This is a genomic window from Nitrobacter sp. (assembly GCF_051535215.1).
In the GTDB taxonomy this organism is placed as follows: Bacteria; Pseudomonadota; Alphaproteobacteria; order Rhizobiales; family Xanthobacteraceae; genus Nitrobacter.
In genome coordinates this window covers 1-17530 of sequence record NZ_JBPPLY010000013.1, presented here as the reverse complement: position 1 = coordinate 17530, position 17530 = coordinate 1, and the positions used below count along the sequence as shown (strand labels likewise).

Below are 17530 nucleotides of genomic sequence, written 5' to 3'. Positions count from 1 at the left end.
CGGTGCAGCCCCTTTGAGTCTCCCGATATTACACGACATCCGCGGCGTTTGGACGCGTTGCCCTTCCTCAAACCACCGTAACTCCTGTGCATAACCGGGAACGCAAGACTGCTGCGCGGGTTACCCAGCATTCGCATTGATCCGGTGAGCGTAGCTTCCTTTTCGTTTCAGATTCTCGGGGGAATTCTTCCTGACGGGCATTGAACGCGGACTGACATTCAGGATTTCAGACGGCATCATGGACATCGATTTCCTGAGACAACAGGCAGAACGCTGCCGCCGTCTCGCAAAAGGCACCGATCCGTTCACCGAAAAGCGCCTGCTCAAGCTGGCCGAAGAATACGACGTGCAGATCAAGGAATTCGAGAAACGCAGTTCGGAACCCTGGAGCCATTAGGCGGCAGGCTCATGATCCTCGCTAGTGTCCCGATTCCGAAGTTCGCATACCCTTGCAGCAACCTTTGATGCGAACTTCGGAATCAAAGGGACAGCAGCAACTTTATGATTCCAGTGTGGTTTAGGCTCAGGAGTTCGCTTGACGGACTCGTTTGGGCAATAAAGCGAACTTCTGAACCACCACACTAGGGCTGCTCCGCCGCAAGGCGGGTTTCAGGCATAAGGGTCCAGACCACCAGCAGGCCCGATAATGCGGCGGCGGCCAATCCCGTGAACGCAACACCATGTCCGAAGTGATCGCTCATGGTGCCGGCAACTACCGTGCTGAGCGAGGCCCCTACTCCGGTAGCAGTGCCAATGACGCCCTGCGCGAGATTGAAATGACCGGAGCCGAAGGCGACGTCTGCGACAATGAGCGGGATCATGACACCGAAGACTGCGGCGGTGATGCCGTCCAGCACCTGCACCGCGACCAGCAGCGACGGGTCGTGGACCGTCGCAAACAACATCCCTCGAACGGCCAGCGCGGCGAAGGCGATCATGAGCAGCGGGCGGCGCCCCCAGGCTTGCGCCTTGCGGCCAACTGAAGGCGAGATCAAGGCGACGATCGCCTGCGGGACGATAATGCAGAGCGCGATCAGCGCCGGTGCGCCCTCGCTCGAACGTTCGGTCACGATGCCCGCCATCAACGGCAGCATGGCCGCGTTGGCGAACTGGAGAAGGAAAACCGTACAGGCAAAGACCAACAGCGGTCGCCGATGCAGAAGATGCAGGACGCTGGTCGCAGCGGGATCCGGCTCGGCGCGCTCGATCGCTCCGTGGGCCTGCTCCGGATCGATTTCCCGGTCGCGGATCCGCGCCAGTGCGAGCACCGTCGCGACCGCAAACCCGAAACTCACCACGAACACCGCGCGGCTCGACAGCAGGTATCCGACAAGGCCCATCACTCCCGCCGCCACGCCGTTGCCAAGCGAGGCGAAGCGCGCATTGCGTCCGAGCCTCTCGCCGATCGCTCGCGGCCCCACAAGGCCGAGGCTGATGGCGGCAATCACAGGGCCGAGCACACAACTCGCCGCGGCATGCAGGATCGCCGCCAGCGCAATGACCGGAAAGATCGGCCAGGCCGCATAGGCGAGCGCGCTGACGCCGATCGTGGCGACGGCGAGCCCCGCCACCAGACGCTCCGAGCGGGCCGCATCGACAACGGCGCCGCCCGGCATCTGACCGATCAGACCGACGATCCCGCCGATCGACAGGACCAGCCCGATCTCGGACTGCGTCCACTTCTGCGTGGTGAGATAGACTGCCACGAAGGGGCCGAATCCGGTCTGCAGGTCGGCAAGGAAGAAAATGAACCAGTCGAGGCCACGCTGGCTTTGCGCCGAGGGATGACGGTCCTGCATGCCGGGCACCGGATTCACACCCTCTACGCCCGCCCGCCACTGGGGCGCGCTATCCGGATCGAGCGACCGTCGGCCAGTTGCGAAAACAGATTGGATATCTCCTTATCAAGGGCCCAGGTTGAGAGGCTGAAGAGTTCCCGATGCGCCCAGCACCACGACAGGCGCGCCTTCCTTGTATTCCGGCGCCGCCTTCACCTGGTCCTGCGTCAGTTCGAGACTGATGCTGTCGCTCGCGCCCTTCACCTTGCCGAAGCGAAGCGCATTCCAGTCGACCACGATCTTCCGGCTGCCGACCCCAAGGAAGCCGCCGAAATCGATCACGGCGGCGCGAACCGCGCCAGCCCGGTCCACGATCACGTCGACGATCCGCCCCATGTCCTGACCGCTCGTGCTTCGCACCTCGCGTCCCAGCACGCTATGCGCATCGGCGGGACCGATCACGGTAATCGACGGCGGCGGAGCGGTCGCCTTGTCCGAAGGCTTTGCGGCCGCCGGCGGACTTGCTGCTACCGGCGGACTTGCGGGGGCGGGATCGGCCTGCGGTTGAGCCGCGTCGTCGGCCATCGCGTACGTGGCGGCGAGCACCAGGACGGCGATCGAAAGAACGGCTTTCGTCGAACCTGTTCGAGACATGAGTCCTCGCTGCCCAATTGAAATCGCGGCGCGCGAAAGCGGTTTAGCGCGTCAGAACGATCGACACCTGAATGTGACCTCGCGTCCGCAACACCTCGAGCGACACATCTTCGTCGTGGCGGCGCAGGCGCAGATCGACACTGGATTCGCCGAGATGGAGTCCACGCAGGATGATCTCGTTCAGGAATGCCGGAAGCCGCGGATTGCGCAGCCTGATCTCGTTCCTTGCGGCATCGAACTCCAGACCCAGCGCCGCTTCCAGCAGCGTGAAGGGGGTGGCGCTCGCCCATGCCTGCGGCGAGCAGGCGACGGGATAAAGCGTCGGTCCGCGCCGCGGCTCACGGCGGAACCCGCAGAACAATTCCGGCAACCGCCGCAAATCCATGTAGGTTGCCGCATCGAATAGTCCCTTGAAGACCTGTTCGACCGAATGCTTGAGGCCGTATCGCGCAAGTCCGAGCGCAATCAGCGCATTGTCGTGCGGCCAGATCGAGCCGTTGTGATAGGACATCGGATTGTAACGCGCTTCGCCGGTGGCGACAGTGCGGATGCCCCAGCCGGTGAAGAGCGACGACCGCATCAGATCGGCGGCGACCATACGCGCCCGTTCTTCCCGGACCATGCCGGTGAACAGCAACTGTCCGGCGTTCGATGTCCGTACCTTGCAGGGCCGTTTCTTTCCGTCGAGCGCCAGCGCGTAGGTGCGCAGATCCGGCAGCCAGAACGCCTCCTCGAACCGGGACGCCAGGTGTTCCGCGGCGCGTTCCAGTTCGCGGGCGCGATCGGTCAGACCGAGCGCACTCGCGCACCGCGCCGCCGACCGCTTGGCGGCAAAGACATAACCCTGCACCTCGGCCAGCGCGATATTGCCTTCCGCAAGTGTGCCGTCGGCATGAAAGATCGCGTCGAACGAATCTTTCCAGCCCTGGTTGGCGAGCCCTTGTTCGGACGCGCGCCGATACTCGACGAAGCCATCCCCATCGGGATCGCCGGGCCCGTCGATCCAGTTCAGCGCAGCCTCGATCGCCGGCCACAGGTCTTCAAGGATCGACTTATCGCCCGTGCGCTCGACGTAGAGTCCCGCAAGCAGCACGAACAGCGGCGTCGAATCGACGCTGCCGTAGTATCGCTCGAACGGCACCTCGTGCAACGCGGCCATTTCTCCGCCGCGCATTTCGTGAAGAATCTTTCCCGGCTCCGCATCGGCGCCGGGATCGACGACCTGGGCCTGGAACGCCGCGAGCCTGTTGAGAACGCCGCGCGCGATGCCGGGATCGATCCACAACATCTGCAGCGCCGTTATCAGTCCATCACGCCCGAACGTCGTCGAGTACCAGGGGATGCCGGCATAGGGATAGCGGCCGTGCGGCGTCTGCGTCATCAGGATATTCAGATCGGCCATCGACTGGCACACGACCTCGTTGAAGATATTGTTCGAGGTCTCGATGTTCGTCGCGCCGGACCAGGCGCGCCGCATTTCGCGGCGATGCGCCAGCAGGCCCCGATAGAACGGAGCGGGCACCTCCGTCGCCGGCTTGTTGCAGGACACGGTGAGAAATATTGCGGTTGTCCGCTGCGGTGACAGATCGAGATGATAGATCGCGCGGTTGACGGACAGGCGTGTGGGGCGCGGCTCGAAGTGCAGGCGCGAGGTTCGAACGATGTCGTCGAGACCGATATAGGACAGGACGACGGTCGACGGATCGGACAGTTCGCCGGCGCCGACGCCACGGCGGGCCCGCCGCTCGCCGCGCACCTCGAACAGATCCGCGAAATCATTGTCAAACAGCAGGGAAAGATCAAAGCTCGCAGTCTGCTCGCCGTGGTTCTGGATGCCGATCCGCTGATACGCGGTGCCGCGCCAGAGAAAGACCGTGCGCACGATATGGATCGTATCCTTGCGGAACACGATCCGGTCGCCGTCGTAGATATCCGGATTGGTCAGATCGACCGTCAGGCCGGAATTGTCGTTGCGCAGATTGGAGCCGAGCAGCAGCGGCTGCATGTCGTTGAGAACCATCTCAAGTCTGGCGAGATAGCGCGTGTCGGTATTGAACAGACCGTCGGGTCCTCCTGCGGACGCTCCGATATCACCGTGACTGTCGAGCACCACGAAGGTATCGTCGTGCTTCAATGTGCGGCGCGGGCGGGCCGAGGGACCCGTCATCGGAATATAGAACGGCGACTCTGTCACAACGCCATCGGGCGACGGCATGAGTGTGATTTGTGCCGTGGCTTTGATTGCCGTCATTCTGACCCCTGCCGGATTCCCATCGCGCGGCCCCGGACGGCCTCAGGCCGCATGAACCGAGAGGCGGCTCATCTCCTTCGCGACGAGCTGCCCGTAGTGTCCGTCCTTGCGAATCAAGCGGCCGGGCTGACCGTCTTCGATGATCTTTCCATCCTTGAGCACAATGACACGATCGAAATCACGCAACGTCGAAAGCCGGTGCGCAATCGCAATCACGGTGCGGCCCCGCATCAAGCGACCGAGTGCTTCGCGGATGACTTCTTCGGATTCACTGTCCAACGCCGCGGTCGCCTCGTCAAGCAGCAGGATCGGCGCATCCTTGAGGAAGGCACGCGCGATGGCGATGCGCTGGCGCTGCCCGCCGGAGAGTTTCACGCCGCGATCGCCGACCATGGTCGCGAGCCCTTCAGGCAGGCTTTCGACGAAATCGCAACGCGCCGCGATCGCCGCTCGCAGCACCTCGTCGTCGCTCGCCGTTGGACGGCCATAGCGGATGTTCTCGAGAATGGAGCGATGAAACAGGGAAATGTCCTGCGGCACCACGGAGATGGCGGCGCGCAGGCTCTGCTGCGTGACCCGCGAAATGTCCTGGCCGTCGATCGTGATGCTGCCGCGCTCGAGATCGTAGAACCGCTGCAACAGCGCGAACAGCGTGGACTTGCCGCCGCCGGATTTACCGACCAGTCCGACGCGCTGTCCGGGCTGAAGGCGGAGATTGAACCGTTCGAACACCGTCTGACTGCCGGGATAGCTAAACGTGACGGTGTTGAATGCGACGGCCGCGCCATGGCCCCGCAGCGGCTCTGCTTCGGGATGATCGGTCAATTCGTGGGGAACCAGCAGCGTCGCGACGGCTTCGGACAAGCGCGCGACATGTTGGGTGATGTCGACGAGAGCGACCGCCAGATCGCGCGTCGCATGCAGTATCGAGAGGCCGAGCGTGCAGACCAGCACGACGTCGCCGGTCGTGGCGCCGCCGCGCTGCCAGAGCGTGATAACCCATGCCAATAGCAAAATCGTCAGCACGACGGTAATGGCGGCATGGGTGATCCTGAGCTTTTCGAGATAGCGAAGGCTCCGTCCGCGCGCGCTCAGCTCCCGTCCGACTGTCGTATCAAAACGGTCATGCTCGTGATGGAGCCCACAGAACGCCCGGACCAGCGGCATGTTGTTGACGACATCGACCATCTCGCCGTCAACCGCCGCGGCCTTGTCGGCGAAATCATCATGCAGGGGCTTTCCCGCCGCCGCCATTTTAAACATCGCGGCAATCATGACGACGGCGATGATCGTCAGGCCCGCCGCCATCGCCGGACTGACGGTTCCGATCAATGCAATCGCAGCGATGGTCGCGATGCAGGGCGGCAATACGTTCCAGAGCAGCATGTTTTCGACGGTATACACAGCGTTCGATGTCGCCGTGATCCGGCTCGTCAGCATCCCGGGCATCCGGTCCGCAAAATAGCTCGGCGCATGGCCGGTGAGATGCCGAAAAATATCACGGCGAAGATCACCGGTGACGCCGACGAAGGTGAAGCTCGCGACCCAGCCTGCGATTCGCCAGAGACAGTTGTCGGCGGCGATCAGCGCAATGAGAAAGATAAGTGCCAGCCACACCGCCCCGCTGTGCGCAGGCCCGTATGCCAGCGCATCGACCAGCGATTTCACGCCGTATTGCGTTCCCACCGAACAGGCCACCGCCGCCACAACGCAAAAAAGGATTGCGAGATGCGAAGCCGATCGCTGACGGCAATAGCGCATCACGAAGGAGAAAGGCCGACCGGCATATCCCGATAAATCGTTCATGCATTCCCACCGAGGCGCTTTCAGAGTTGATCGGATGTGACGTCTCCTCGGATCCAGCCGCCCCACAAGACCCTCAGAAAAGCCGTCAATACGCAGAAACTTCGTTGCATTGACTGCTTAGCCTATCTGAAAGGCTGTGATGGCATCAGCAAGACGACAATGTGGAAGAATGTAGGGAACTGCGCTGACGCGAATGCGTTCCCCGAAGCGGCGAAGCTGGCGCTGTCGAGGGCTTTTAAATCTCATGAAAACGTAAATGTGACAGGAGACGATTAGATGCGCATTGCGCAGGTTGCTCCGTTGACGGAGGCTGTCCCGCCGAAACTGTATGGCGGCACTGAACGCGTGGTTCACTGGTTGACCGAGGAGCTCGTCGCCTTGGGTCACGACGTGACGCTTTTCGCCAGCGGCGATTCTCACACCTCGGCCCGGCTCGATGCGATGTGGCCGAAAGCCCTGCGGCTCGATGGCGCCGTGCGGGATCCGAACGCCCTGCATATGGTCATGCTGGAACGGGTCCGTCGGAAGTGCGACGACGAGGAATTCGACATCCTCCATTTCCATCTCGACTACTATCCATTCTCCTTGTTTTCACGGCAGCCGACGCCCTTTCTCACGACGCTTCACGGACGGCTCGATCTTCCGGAGCATCAGCCGGTATTCAACACATTTTCATCAATTCCGGTCATTTCCATCTCGAATGCGCAACGCCGTCCGGTGCCCCAGGCCCGCTGGTTGCGCACGATCCATCACGGACTCCCAAAAGATCTGCTGACGCCGCGGCCCGTCAGACCGGACTATCTTGCCGTCCTTGGACGCATCGCTCCGGAAAAAGGCGTCGACCGCGCGATCAAGATCGCCATTCGCTGCGGCATCCCGCTCAAGATCGCCGCGAAGATCGACCGGGCCGATCAGGACTACTTCGATGAATTCATCCGCCCGATGATGGACCATCCGCTCGTGGAGTATATCGGCGAGATCAGCGACCGCGAAAAACCGGATTTCCTCAGTGGCGCCCTCGGGCTGCTGCTACCGATCGACTGGCCCGAACCGTTCGGCCTTGTCATGATCGAGGCCATGGCGTGCGGAACTCCCGTCATCGCCTACAATCGCGGCTCGGTCGCCGAAATCGTCGAGGATGGCCTGACTGGCTTTATCGTCGAGGACGAGATCAGCGCCGTCGCCGCCGTCGACCGTCTGGCGACCCTCGACCGCAGGACGATCCGGGCCGAATTCGAGGCGCGCTTCACGGCGCGACGCATGGCGCTGGATTACCTCGATGCCTATCATGAGCTGGTCGAGGCCGCGACGCCGAAGATCAAGCTGGTCAGCAGCGCGGAATAGTACGACTATCCACTCGGCGGCGAGCGTCACGACGATATCCGCGAGACGGCTCCCGCCAACCGGTTCGATTGTTCTTCGCATCAGCCGAGGACAATTGGAACGTCCTCATTTGCGATTTGTTCATTTCACAAAGTTCATTTCACAAAGGAGATGCGAAATGCGCAATCCGATTGGCGCGGCTTTATTGACGGCTTTCGTCCTGATGGTCGCAGCCGCGGCTTCGCCGGCTTCGGCTTATGATTACAGGTACTGCCTGCAAGGCAGGGAATGGGGTTATCCCGGAAACTGCCAGTTCTCGACCTACCGGCAGTGCATGGCCACGGCGTCGGGAACCTACGCCCATTGCGGCCTCAACCCGCGCGTCGCTTTTCGCGAGCGGGAACATTACCGTTAAGCCGCGCCATGATGGATGGATCCGTGTTCATCCGATGCGACCGCTTCGGGGTCTGATCCAGCTTCGTGAACCAGCCTGATCCTTGTGATCCAGCAAATCCGAAACCGGTTCCACCCCGGAGCCGGAGCGGCCTTTCGGCCTCATGCTCATTAGCTTCGTTCATGTTTGCCGGAGGACGAGCCGAACAGGACCCTTTTTAGGGTCTGCATGCCGGTCGAAATCTGCGACCAGCCACAGGCCGAGAAAAGTTCCTTTTCACAGCGAGGCATGATCCTGGGACGGGGGAGCGGAAGCGCGGCTGCGCGCTTGTCCAACGCTTTCGGCGCTGCCGCCGGCTTGATGCTGCCGGCGCGCATATGAGGATCGGGCGCCGGCTTGGGAACAGCCGGGGTCGCGATCTGGGTCCGCTCTAGCTGTTGCTGCTTCCGGAAAAACGCCGCCGCGATGATGCTGCGGCGCTGGTCCTTGAGAAAGGCGGCATATTGCTGGTCGATGTATTTCTGCTCTTCCGCAGTCGGGTTTGGTCCTGCGATGTCGAAATGCCGGTTCTGCATGAAGTCGAAGTAGGTATAGCCGCCTCCGGGCTTGCGTCGCCCGGCAAACTGGACCTCGCACGCCGTGAGCCGTTTGTCCTTGTCCTCGGACGACGCCGCATTCTTTTGCGCGTTCGCAGCGCATTCCTCGAAATCAGCCGGGGCGCGCGACCACCACCCCGCATCCGCATGGTTCGAGACCAGCCCCATCGCGCCGCAAGCCATTGCAAAACCGGCTAGAAGTCTTCTCGCGCCAGCCACCGCCAACAGCCTCGTTCACCCTCTTCGGATCAAGTGATCCTCGGGAAATATCGACGCTTTGTCACTCCCCGATCACGGCTTATCCCGCGTTTGCTTGACGGATTCCAAAAGCGGTTGTTTGACCCCGTCGCCGATCCGGCCGATGGCGTGCGCGGTCGTTCGCGTTTTCAAATTTTCTGCAAAAGGCCGCCCGCGATATCGCCCACGGCGACGACACGGCGACCGAGAGAGGTTGCCCTCAGATCAGCGCCAGCTTGCGGTCGATGACGAGCAGGACGCGATCGAGTTCGTGACCCCGCCGCAGAATCAACCCGCTGGCCGAAATCACGCTATAGGCGCCCTGCTTGCGCGTCAGCCGCGGGTCTTTCTCGATACGGTAGATTGGAACCTCGCAGGCGCGGCGAAAGATCGAAAACACCGCACGGTCCTTCAGAAAATCGATCGCGTAATCCCGCCATTCACCGTCGGCAACCATGCGCCCATAAAGATTGAGGATGCGATTGAGTTCGAGACGATTGAACGTCACCCGGCTGGAAACGGGGAGCACGGCGGGACTGCGTTCTGCCGTGCGGTTCTCGCTTGGATCGACGTCGTCCGATGGCGAACTCATCGGCGCCTCCTGTCAGGGTCACGACATGATCGCGCCGGACGGGCCGCGCCGCAAGGGGCCTCGTCTCGACAGAACCTGCCGGAACCGATCCCGCACGTTGCGTCAAAACGGCGCGCTCGGAACACCGCACTCACGAAATCGCTGATCAAAAATCATAATGCAGCCCAATTTCCGTCAAGCAACCGCCCCGCTGTATTGCGAGAAAAGCTTCTCTGCGATGGCCCGATTCTTTCGGCACCGGATCCTCAGCCCCCAGCCCCCCGGGGTCGTCAGGATCGGGCCCCTTCGCAGGGAACTCATAACTGGACGGCTTGGGACCGGCGAAAGCTGGTCCTTTCTTTTTGCGCAGGCATTCATCTCGGGCAGGCATCTCGGAAAGTGGTCATCGGTGCTGACCGACGCTGATGCATGATCGCGCGCGTTCGAAAGTGCTGCAGCACGGAGGCGATGACGTTGCCGCAACCGGCATGAGCATCGGACGATTGCCGGAGTTCGTCCGCTTCTGGTGGAACCAGAAACGGGCTCCCATGATGCTTGACGCGTTTTCTTCCCGCGTACCGGTATCCATCCTCGGATCAAGGCCGAGGACAGGCTTCGCTTGAAAAAGCTCTCATGAAAGAAGCGAGTCAGTGAAGCGGGGTGTAGGCCGCACCGAGCATCAGACCGGGCCTGTCACGATTGCCGTCCTGAACGTAGACCACTGCTGCATCGACGCCATCGCGCGCAATGTTCTCGATCGGCACGGCCCAGGTGCCGGCCTTGCCGGTCCAGTCACCGACCTTGAGCCAGCTTCGCACGACGTTGTGGTAGGTCACTTCGCGGCCGCCGTTCTCACCGCGCCCGATCGCGATGGGCACCGCCTTTGCGATCGCACATATCCAGATCTCACCGTGATCGGAAGGATGGTTGGCCCTGGCGGATGCCACCGACACATTGAGCTGCTTGCCCGATATGGCCATCGAAACCGGCACGGACATCACCTCGTCGTTTTTCCGCGTATCGCGGACGGCGGTGTCGATCGCTGCACGATCGTTGCCGATCACATGAGCCGATCCGTTGACGATTACCTGCGGCGTGTAGACATCGCGATCGCCGCGCATCATCGAATAGGCTTTCTGGCGCGCGGTGAAACGATTGTCGGCCAGCGTGTCCTTCCAGCCGAGATAGTCCCAGTAGTCGATCGGCATGCTCATCGCAACGATCGAGGGATCCTTGGAGAGATCGCCAAGAATCTTGTCGGCGGCCGGACATGACGAGCAGCCTTGCGACGTGAACAATTCGACCACGGCGCGCGGATCCGCCAGGGTCGGACGAACGACCGCGACGGACGCGCAAACGCCAAGCGCGCAAACGCCGAACAGTCGAGACAAACGATCACGCGACGAACAGCCTTGAGACATCATCGAGGCCACACCGAAATCGCGGCACGACGTGTGCCCGCGTTATGAAGGGAAGCACGCTTCCGAGCGCGAGAGGCCGGCATTTTCATAGGCTGCCTTTCGCTCACCCGCCACTCAATTCGCGGTGAGGCCATCATCGCTGAAATGAGGCGCGAATGCCGTAATCGGACCACGCGATTACGCCGCGAGCTTGCGCAGCACATAATGCAGAATGCCGCCGTTGCGGTAATAATCGAGTTCGTCCAGCGTGTCGATGCGGCAGAGCAGCAGGACGCGATGCAGCGTGCCGTCGCGCGAGACGATGTCAGCCGTCAGCTTCTGACGCGGCTTCAGATTGCCCTGCAAACCGCGGATCGTCACCGTCTCGTCTCCCTTGAGACCGATCGATTGCCAGGACGCGCCGTCTTCGAAAGTCAGCGGCAGCACGCCCATGCCGACGAGGTTGGAGCGATGGATGCGTTCGAAACTTTCGCAGATCACCGCGCGCACGCCGAGCAGGCGAGTGCCCTTGGCGGCCCAGTCCCGCGATGAGCCGTTGCCGTATTCAGCTCCCGCGAACACGACGAGCGGCACGTTCTCCTGCTGATACTTCATCGCCGCATCATAGATCGACATCTGCTCGCCGTCGGGCCAGTGCCTGGTCAGTCCGCCTTCCGGGATGTTGCCGTCCGCGTCCTTCAGCATGAAGTTCTTGATGCGGATATTGGCGAAGGTGCCGCGCATCATCACCTCGTGATTGCCGCGCCGGGTGCCGTACTGGTTGAAGTCCGCCGGCCGCACCTGATGTTCGCTCAGATATCTGCCTGCGGGCGACGTCAGCTTGATCGATCCCGCCGGCGAGATGTGATCTGTGGTGATCTTGTCGCCGAACACGGCCAGGATCCGTGCATCGACGATGTCGGCTATCGGCTCCGGCTCTTTCGTCATGCCTTCAAAGTAAGGCGGGTTCTGCACATAGGTCGAACCCATGTTCCAGCGAAAGGTCTCGCTCTGCACGGTGTCGATCTTGCGCCAGTTGGCATCGCCCTTGAACACGTCTGCGTATTTTTTCTTGAAGATTCGCGAGGTGACGAATTTCTTGATGAACGCGTTGATCTCCTTCGATGTCGGCCAGATGTCCTTCAGGTAAACCGGTTTGCCGGCCTTGTCCGTGCCCAGCGGCTCGGTGGCGAGATTCTTGGTCACCGAGCCCGCCAGCGCATAGGCGACCACCAGCGGCGGCGAGGCGAGATAATTCGCCTGCACGTCCGGCGATACGCGCCCTTCGAAGTTGCGGTTGCCCGAGAGAACGGCTGCGGCGACGATGGCGTTGTCGTTGACCGATTTCGAAATCTCCGGCGCCAGCGGCCCGGAGTTGCCGATACAGGTGGTGCAGCCGAACCCGACGAGATTGAAGCCGACCTTGTCGAGGTCGAGTTGCAGTCCGGAGTTCGCGAGATATTCCGCGACGACCTGGCTGCCCGGCGCCAGCGAGGTCTTCACCCACGGCTTTGCGGTGAGTCCCTTTGCCGCCGCCTTGCGGGCGAGCAACCCGGCGGCGATCAGCACGCTCGGATTGGATGTGTTGGTGCACGAAGTGATCGCCGCGATCACCACGTCGCCGTGCCCGAGATCAAAGTTGCGGCCTTCCACCGGGAAGCGGGCTGCGGCGTCGCTCTTCCTGTATTCATTCACGAGCGCACTCGCAAAACCGTCGGCGATTGTGGGCAGCGCCTGCCGACCCTCGGGACGCTTCGGTCCCGCGAGCGATGGCACCACCGTGCCGAGATCGAGCGTCAACTTTTCGGTGAAGACCGGATCCGGCGACGCGGCGGTGCGAAACAGGCCCTGTGCCTTGGCATATTTCGCCACCAGCGCGACCCGGGCCGCCGCGCGGCCGGACGTCTTGAGATAATCGATGGTCGCGGCATCGACCGGGAAGAAGCCGCAGGTCGCGCCGTATTCCGGCGCCATGTTGCCGATGGTCGCCTTGTCCGCGACCGACAGATGATCCAGACCGGGACCATAAAACTCGACGAACTTGCCGACGACGCCCTGCTTGCGCAGCATCTGCGTCACGGTGAGCACGAGATCGGTGGCGGTCACGCCTTCCTTCAACGCACCCTTGAGCTTGAAGCCGACGACGTCGGGCAGCAGCATCGACAGCGGCTGACCCAGCATCGCGGCTTCCGCCTCGATGCCGCCGACGCCCCAGCCCAGAACGGCAAGGCCGTTGACCATCGTCGTGTGGGAGTCCGTGCCGACCAGCGTGTCGGGATAGGCGACCTCGATGGTCGCGGTCTTCCTGCCGATCGTCAGTTTCTCTTTCCTGGTCCAGACCGTCTGCGCGAGGTATTCGAGATTGACCTGATGGCAGATGCCGGTGCCGGGCGGCACCACAGAGAAGTTCGAGAACGCCTTCTGTCCCCACTTCAGAAACTCGTAGCGTTCCCGGTTCTGCCTGTATTCCTCGACCACGTTCCTGGCGAACGCCTTGTTGTCGCCGAAGAAGTTCACGATCACGCTGTGGTCGATAACGAGATCGACCGGCACCAGGGGATTGATCTTGTCCGGGCGGCCGCCGAGATTCTGCATCGCGTTGCGCATGGCGGCGAGATCGACCACGGCCGGAACGCCGGTGAAATCCTGCATCAGCACGCGCGCCGGACGGAACGATATCTCATGCTCGAGCTTGCGCTTCTTCAGCCATTTAGAGAAGGCGACAATGTCCTCCTTCGTCACCGAGCGGCCGTCCTCGTTGCGAAGCAGATTTTCCAGCAGCACCTTCATGGAATAGGGCAGCCTGGAGATGCCTTTGAGACCGTTTTTCTCAGCCGCCGGCAAACTGTAATAGGCGTAGGTCTTGCCGCCGACCTTGAGGGTTTTCAGACATTTGAAGCTGTCGAGCGAAGCCATGTGGGGAATCCCGATCCAGGGGTTAGGGTACCGGATTGGTTGACGGTATCAAAACACCGCAGAAGAAATTGACGCGCGGGGTTTCGTTGGGGGGAATTTTGTGCTGCATCAAGTTCCGAATTTATAGAGTTTTTCCAGACTGTCCGCCACGCCAACAATGCTTGCTCCCCGCCTTTCAGCCATGCACACAGATCGCACGCCGGCTGTGCAAACAGGGTCATCATGAAACTTTCAGGGCGCGGCTTGCGGTGCGTGCGGGGCGGACGGGAGGTGTTTTCCGGTCTCGACGTCATGGCGGAATCAGGCGGTGCGGTCGCGGTCACCGGACCCAACGGAGCGGGCAAAACCTCCCTGCTGCGGCTCCTGGCGGGGTTGTTGGCGATGGCGGGAGGGTCGGTCAGTCTTGAGGGCGGCGACCCCGAACTGACGTTGCCCGAGCAGGCGCATTACCTCGGCCACCGCGACGCTTTGAAACCCGCGCTCAGCGTCAGCGAAAACCTGTCCTTCTGGCGGGAGTTTCTTGGCGGCGCGGCGCGCTCATCGGAAGCCGATGCCGCGCAGGCGCTGGCGACGGTCGGACTTGACCACGTCGCGCATCTGCCGGCGGCCTATCTCTCGGCCGGGCAGCGGCGCCGGCTGTCGATCGCGCGGCTATTGGCGGTGAAACGGCCGGTCTGGCTGCTGGACGAGCCGACCTCCGCGCTCGATGTTTCCGGCCAAAGCGCCTTCGCCGCCATCATGACCGAGCACCTGAAAGGCGGCGGCATCATCCTGGCCGCGACGCACACGCCGCTCGGCATCGTCGTACAGGACCTGCGAATCGGGGGAACGGCATGACCGCCCTCGCCGCACTGATTCGCCGGGATGTCAGCGTCGCGCTGCGCGTCGGCGGCGGCGCGCTGATCGGTGTGCTGTTCTTCCTCACGGTCGTGGTACTGATGCCGTTCGCGGTCGGCCCCGACCTCGCGCTTTTGAGAAAACTCGGCCCTGCGATCCTCTGGCTCGGCGCACTGCTGGCGAGCCTGCTGACGCTCGATCGGCTGTTCACCGCCGACCACGACGACGGCTCGCTCGACCTGATCGTCATGAGCCGCACGCCGCTCGAACTGGCCTGCGCGGCGAAGGCACTGGCGCACTGGCTGGCGGCGGGGCTGCCGCTGGTCGCCGCGACGCCGGTACTCGGACTGCTTCTCAACCTCGACGGCACCGCGACCGGCGCGGTGGCGCTGACGCTCCTGGCGGGAACGCCCGCGCTCACCTTCACCGGCATGATCGGCGCCGCGCTCGCCGTGGTGCTCCGTCGCGGCGGCCTGCTGCTCTCGGTGCTGGTGCTGCCGCTGTCGATTCCGGTGCTGATTTTCGGTGTCGCCGCCTCCAACGCCGCGCTGTCGGGACCATCGCCGTTCGGAACGCCTTTCTCGATTCTGTGCGCGCTGTCGCTGATAAGCCTCGTGATCGGCCCGTTTGCAGCGGCGGCAAGCCTGCGGCACGGGCTGGATTGAGTCCCCCGATGCGGCCGATCAACTTTTGCTCAAGCGGGAAGCCGGACCCAAATCCGCATTGCCTGCGCTGGCTCCGGCGACTATCAGTGGTGCCATGACGCTGATCGATCTCGCCAATCCCTCCCGCTTTCTCTCACTCGCCGGACGGCTTTTGCCGTGGCTCGCTGCCCTGACCGTGCTCGTGCTCGCGGTCGGCCTGTACCAGTCCGCGACCGCGCCCGACGACTATCAGCAGGGCGCGACCGTCAAGATCATGTTCATCCACGTTCCCAATGCGTGGCTGTCGATGTTCGTGTGGGGCGTGATGAGCATTGCCGCGCTCGGCACGCTGGTGTGGCGGCATCCGCTGGCAGACGTCGCGGCAAAGACCGCGGCCCCGATCGGCGCGGCGTTCACATTCCTTGCGCTGTTGACAGGGTCGCTGTGGGGCCGCCCGATGTGGGGTACCTACTGGGAATGGGACGCCCGGCTGACCTCGGTGCTGATCCTGTTCCTGATGTATCTCGGCCTGATGGCGCTGTGGCGCGCGGTCGACGATCCGTCACGCGCGGCACGCGCCGCCGCGGTGCTGACGCTGGTCGGCGCGATCAACATTCCGATCATCAAGTTCTCGGTGGACTGGTGGAATACGCTGCATCAGCCGGCCTCGGTGATCCGCATGGGCGGCTCGACGCTCGACCGCGCCTTCCTGATTCCGCTGCTGGTGATGGCGATCGGATTCACGCTGCTGTTCCTCACCCTGCATATCGCCGCCATGCGAAACGAAATTCTGCGCCGCCGTGTCCGCACCTTGCAGATGCTGCAAGCCAGCAAGTCGGCGGCATAAGATCATGACGCTCGGTCCGTACGCTTCGTTCATCGTCATGTCCTATGTCGCGGTCGCAACCGTCGTCACGGCGCTGGTTATCTGGGTGATCGCCGACTATCGCCGCCAGAAGGCGCGCCTGCGCGACCTCGAGGCCGCCGGCGCGGTGAGGCGATCGGGACGCAGCGCAGCGGACGTCAAATGACCGATCCCACGATGCCCGCGACGGCGAAACGACGCTGGCTGATGGCGCTGCCGCTCGTGGTCTTCGCCGCGCTGGCGCTGCTGTTCTGGTTCCGGCTCGGCGACAGCGACATTTCGCGAATCCCCTCGGCGCTGATCGGCCATCCCGCACCCAAAACCACGCTGCCTCCGCTGTCCGGACTGGTCAGCGACGGCAGGCCAGTACCGGGCATCGATCCCGCGACGTTCGAGGGCAAGGTCAGTCTGGTCAACGTCTGGGCGTCCTGGTGCGTCCCCTGCCACGGCGAGGCGCCGCTGCTGACCGAACTTGCCAAGGACCGGCGGGTGCAATTCGTCGGCATCAACTACAAGGACGCGCCGGACAACGCCCGCCGTTTCCTCGGGCGCTACGGCAATCCATTCGGCGTCGTCGGCGCCGACGACAATGGCCGCGCCTCGATCGAGTGGGGCGTCTACGGCGTGCCGGAAACCTTCGTGGTCGGGCGCGACGGCACCATCGTCTACAAGCTGGTCGGCGCGATCACGCCGGACAACGTCGACACCGTGCTGAAGCCGGAGATCGAGAAAGCGCTGAAGGCGGGCTCCTGATCCCACCCGGCCGAGTCATTCCGGCCTGGTCCGAAACACCCGGAGCCGAAATCTCTCACCTCTCCGGCTTTGCGCGTTGTCAAAAAAATAGTCCAAGTCGATTCGCAGAACTCGTGCAGGTGACGTCGCAAATATATTCCCGTCGTTTATCTGTCGTTCATTTTACGGCCATCGCGCCGCCGCAAATCAGCAGATAGCTTTGCCGTCAGGGTCCGGTTCAACTACGTTGAACCAGACCCTGACCTTGTATTTTGATTGAGCATGATCTTATCCGAAAACCGGTTTCCACTTTTCGGGATCATGCTCTAGCAACAGCCCCGGGAGGGAGACTTTTTATGCGTCATTTCACGCTCGCCTCGATCACCGCCGCCGCGCTTGCGCTCGGTCTGCTCGCTTCAACGCCGTCGATGGCCCAGTCGACCCAGCCCTCCGCCCACTCCGACCGGATGGCGCCCGCGGGGAAGATGGCTCCTGCCAGCAAGATGGCGCCCGCGAACTCAGAGGC

General features: G+C 62.6%; 16 protein-coding genes. 8 read left to right on the top strand and 8 right to left on the bottom strand.

What is annotated here, in order from left to right; genetic code table 11:
- The first annotated feature begins 238 nt into the window (after positions 1-238).
- Positions 239-397 (top strand): hypothetical protein, encoded by a 159-nt coding sequence (locus tag ACS3WB_RS12395; protein WP_438275860.1) that lies wholly within the window; start codon positions 239-241, stop codon positions 395-397.
- A gap of 184 nt (positions 398-581) precedes the next feature.
- Here the strand turns inward: ACS3WB_RS12395 and ACS3WB_RS12390 are convergent, their stop codons facing one another.
- The 4 genes from ACS3WB_RS12390 to ACS3WB_RS12375 form a co-directional block, all read right to left on the bottom strand.
- On the bottom strand, positions 582-1799 hold the full coding sequence (locus ACS3WB_RS12390) for an MFS transporter (protein WP_438275859.1): 1218 nt from the start codon (positions 1797-1799) through the stop codon (positions 582-584).
- A gap of 105 nt (positions 1800-1904) precedes the next feature.
- Complete coding sequence (locus ACS3WB_RS12385) at positions 1905-2432, bottom strand: PRC-barrel domain-containing protein (RefSeq protein WP_438275858.1); 528 nt, start codon at positions 2430-2432, stop codon at positions 1905-1907.
- Between the two features lie 43 nt (positions 2433-2475).
- A complete protein-coding gene (locus tag ACS3WB_RS12380) occupies positions 2476-4683 on the bottom strand; it encodes an amylo-alpha-1,6-glucosidase (protein ID WP_438275857.1) in 2208 nt (735 codons plus the stop codon).
- 42 nt (positions 4684-4725) lie between these two features.
- Complete coding sequence (locus ACS3WB_RS12375) at positions 4726-6489, bottom strand: ABC transporter ATP-binding protein (RefSeq protein WP_438275856.1); 1764 nt, start codon at positions 6487-6489, stop codon at positions 4726-4728.
- Between the two features lie 276 nt (positions 6490-6765).
- Here ACS3WB_RS12375 and ACS3WB_RS12370 point away from each other — a divergent pair, with 276 nt between their 5' ends.
- Both ACS3WB_RS12370 and ACS3WB_RS12365 read left to right on the top strand, forming a co-directional pair.
- On the top strand, positions 6766-7833 hold the full coding sequence (locus ACS3WB_RS12370) for a glycosyltransferase family 4 protein (protein WP_438275855.1): 1068 nt from the start codon (positions 6766-6768) through the stop codon (positions 7831-7833).
- 157 nt (positions 7834-7990) lie between these two features.
- On the top strand, positions 7991-8227 hold the full coding sequence (locus ACS3WB_RS12365) for a DUF3551 domain-containing protein (protein WP_438275854.1): 237 nt from the start codon (positions 7991-7993) through the stop codon (positions 8225-8227).
- Positions 8228-8376: 149 nt separating this feature from the next.
- Here the strand turns inward: ACS3WB_RS12365 and ACS3WB_RS12360 are convergent, their stop codons facing one another.
- The 4 genes from ACS3WB_RS12360 to acnA form a co-directional block, all read right to left on the bottom strand.
- Positions 8377-8985, bottom strand: a complete 609-nt coding sequence (locus ACS3WB_RS12360) for a hypothetical protein (RefSeq protein WP_438275853.1) — start codon at positions 8983-8985, stop codon at positions 8377-8379.
- A gap of 274 nt (positions 8986-9259) precedes the next feature.
- Complete coding sequence (locus ACS3WB_RS12355) at positions 9260-9631, bottom strand: DUF2794 domain-containing protein (RefSeq protein WP_438275852.1); 372 nt, start codon at positions 9629-9631, stop codon at positions 9260-9262.
- Between the two features lie 626 nt (positions 9632-10257).
- Complete coding sequence (locus ACS3WB_RS12350) at positions 10258-11034, bottom strand: DUF1223 domain-containing protein (RefSeq protein WP_438275851.1); 777 nt, start codon at positions 11032-11034, stop codon at positions 10258-10260.
- 174 nt (positions 11035-11208) lie between these two features.
- Positions 11209-13926: an aconitate hydratase AcnA gene (gene acnA, locus ACS3WB_RS12345; RefSeq protein ID WP_438275850.1), complete on the bottom strand. Its 2718-nt coding sequence runs from the start codon at positions 13924-13926 to the stop codon at positions 11209-11211.
- Positions 13927-14148: 222 nt separating this feature from the next.
- On the opposite strand from acnA, the gene ccmA reads away from it, so the two are divergent.
- From ccmA to ACS3WB_RS12320, 5 genes are all read left to right on the top strand, one after another.
- A complete protein-coding gene (ccmA, locus tag ACS3WB_RS12340; RefSeq protein ID WP_438275849.1) occupies positions 14149-14763 on the top strand; it encodes a heme ABC exporter ATP-binding protein CcmA in 615 nt (204 codons plus the stop codon).
- On the top strand, positions 14760-15428 hold the full coding sequence (gene ccmB, locus ACS3WB_RS12335) for a heme exporter protein CcmB (protein ID WP_438275848.1): 669 nt from the start codon (positions 14760-14762) through the stop codon (positions 15426-15428). The genes ccmA and ccmB overlap by 4 nt, the downstream gene beginning before the upstream one ends.
- Positions 15429-15522: 94 nt before the next feature.
- The gene (locus ACS3WB_RS12330) at positions 15523-16254 is read left to right on the top strand and encodes a heme ABC transporter permease (RefSeq protein ID WP_438275871.1); all 732 of its coding nucleotides are present in this window, start codon (positions 15523-15525) and stop codon (positions 16252-16254) included.
- A gap of 4 nt (positions 16255-16258) precedes the next feature.
- Entirely contained in the window at positions 16259-16438 is a 180-nt protein-coding gene (gene ccmD / locus ACS3WB_RS12325; protein ID WP_438275847.1) for a heme exporter protein CcmD, read from the top strand.
- Positions 16435-17025, top strand: a complete 591-nt coding sequence (locus ACS3WB_RS12320) for a DsbE family thiol:disulfide interchange protein (protein ID WP_438275846.1) — start codon at positions 16435-16437, stop codon at positions 17023-17025. Before ccmD ends, ACS3WB_RS12320 begins: the two co-directional genes overlap by 4 nt.
- Positions 17026-17530 lie beyond the last annotated feature (505 nt).

Excerpts from the sequence above, each read along its gene's own strand:
- ccmB (WP_438275848.1), top strand. The coding sequence starts at position 14,760 with ATGACCGCCCTCGCCGCACTGATTCGCCGGGATGTCAGCGTCGCGCTG.
- ACS3WB_RS12320 (WP_438275846.1), top strand. The coding sequence starts at position 16,435 with ATGACCGATCCCACGATGCCCGCGACGGCGAAACGACGCTGGCTGATG.
- ccmA (WP_438275849.1), top strand. The coding sequence starts at position 14,149 with ATGAAACTTTCAGGGCGCGGCTTGCGGTGCGTGCGGGGCGGACGGGAG.
- ACS3WB_RS12390 (WP_438275859.1), bottom strand. The coding sequence starts at position 1,799 with ATGCAGGACCGTCATCCCTCGGCGCAAAGCCAGCGTGGCCTCGACTGG.
- ACS3WB_RS12330 (WP_438275871.1), top strand. The coding sequence starts at position 15,523 with ATGACGCTGATCGATCTCGCCAATCCCTCCCGCTTTCTCTCACTCGCC.
- ACS3WB_RS12385 (WP_438275858.1), bottom strand. The coding sequence starts at position 2,432 with ATGTCTCGAACAGGTTCGACGAAAGCCGTTCTTTCGATCGCCGTCCTG.
- ACS3WB_RS12360 (WP_438275853.1), bottom strand. The coding sequence starts at position 8,985 with ATGGCTTGCGGCGCGATGGGGCTGGTCTCGAACCATGCGGATGCGGGG.
- ACS3WB_RS12375 (WP_438275856.1), bottom strand. The coding sequence starts at position 6,489 with ATGAACGATTTATCGGGATATGCCGGTCGGCCTTTCTCCTTCGTGATG.
- ACS3WB_RS12370 (WP_438275855.1), top strand. The coding sequence starts at position 6,766 with ATGCGCATTGCGCAGGTTGCTCCGTTGACGGAGGCTGTCCCGCCGAAA.
- ACS3WB_RS12355 (WP_438275852.1), bottom strand. The coding sequence starts at position 9,631 with ATGAGTTCGCCATCGGACGACGTCGATCCAAGCGAGAACCGCACGGCA.
- ACS3WB_RS12365 (WP_438275854.1), top strand. The coding sequence starts at position 7,991 with ATGCGCAATCCGATTGGCGCGGCTTTATTGACGGCTTTCGTCCTGATG.
- ACS3WB_RS12380 (WP_438275857.1), bottom strand. The coding sequence starts at position 4,683 with ATGACGGCAATCAAAGCCACGGCACAAATCACACTCATGCCGTCGCCC.
- ACS3WB_RS12395 (WP_438275860.1), top strand. The coding sequence starts at position 239 with ATGGACATCGATTTCCTGAGACAACAGGCAGAACGCTGCCGCCGTCTC.
- ACS3WB_RS12350 (WP_438275851.1), bottom strand. The coding sequence starts at position 11,034 with ATGATGTCTCAAGGCTGTTCGTCGCGTGATCGTTTGTCTCGACTGTTC.
- acnA (WP_438275850.1), bottom strand. The coding sequence starts at position 13,926 with ATGGCTTCGCTCGACAGCTTCAAATGTCTGAAAACCCTCAAGGTCGGC.
- ccmD (WP_438275847.1), top strand. The coding sequence starts at position 16,259 with ATGACGCTCGGTCCGTACGCTTCGTTCATCGTCATGTCCTATGTCGCG.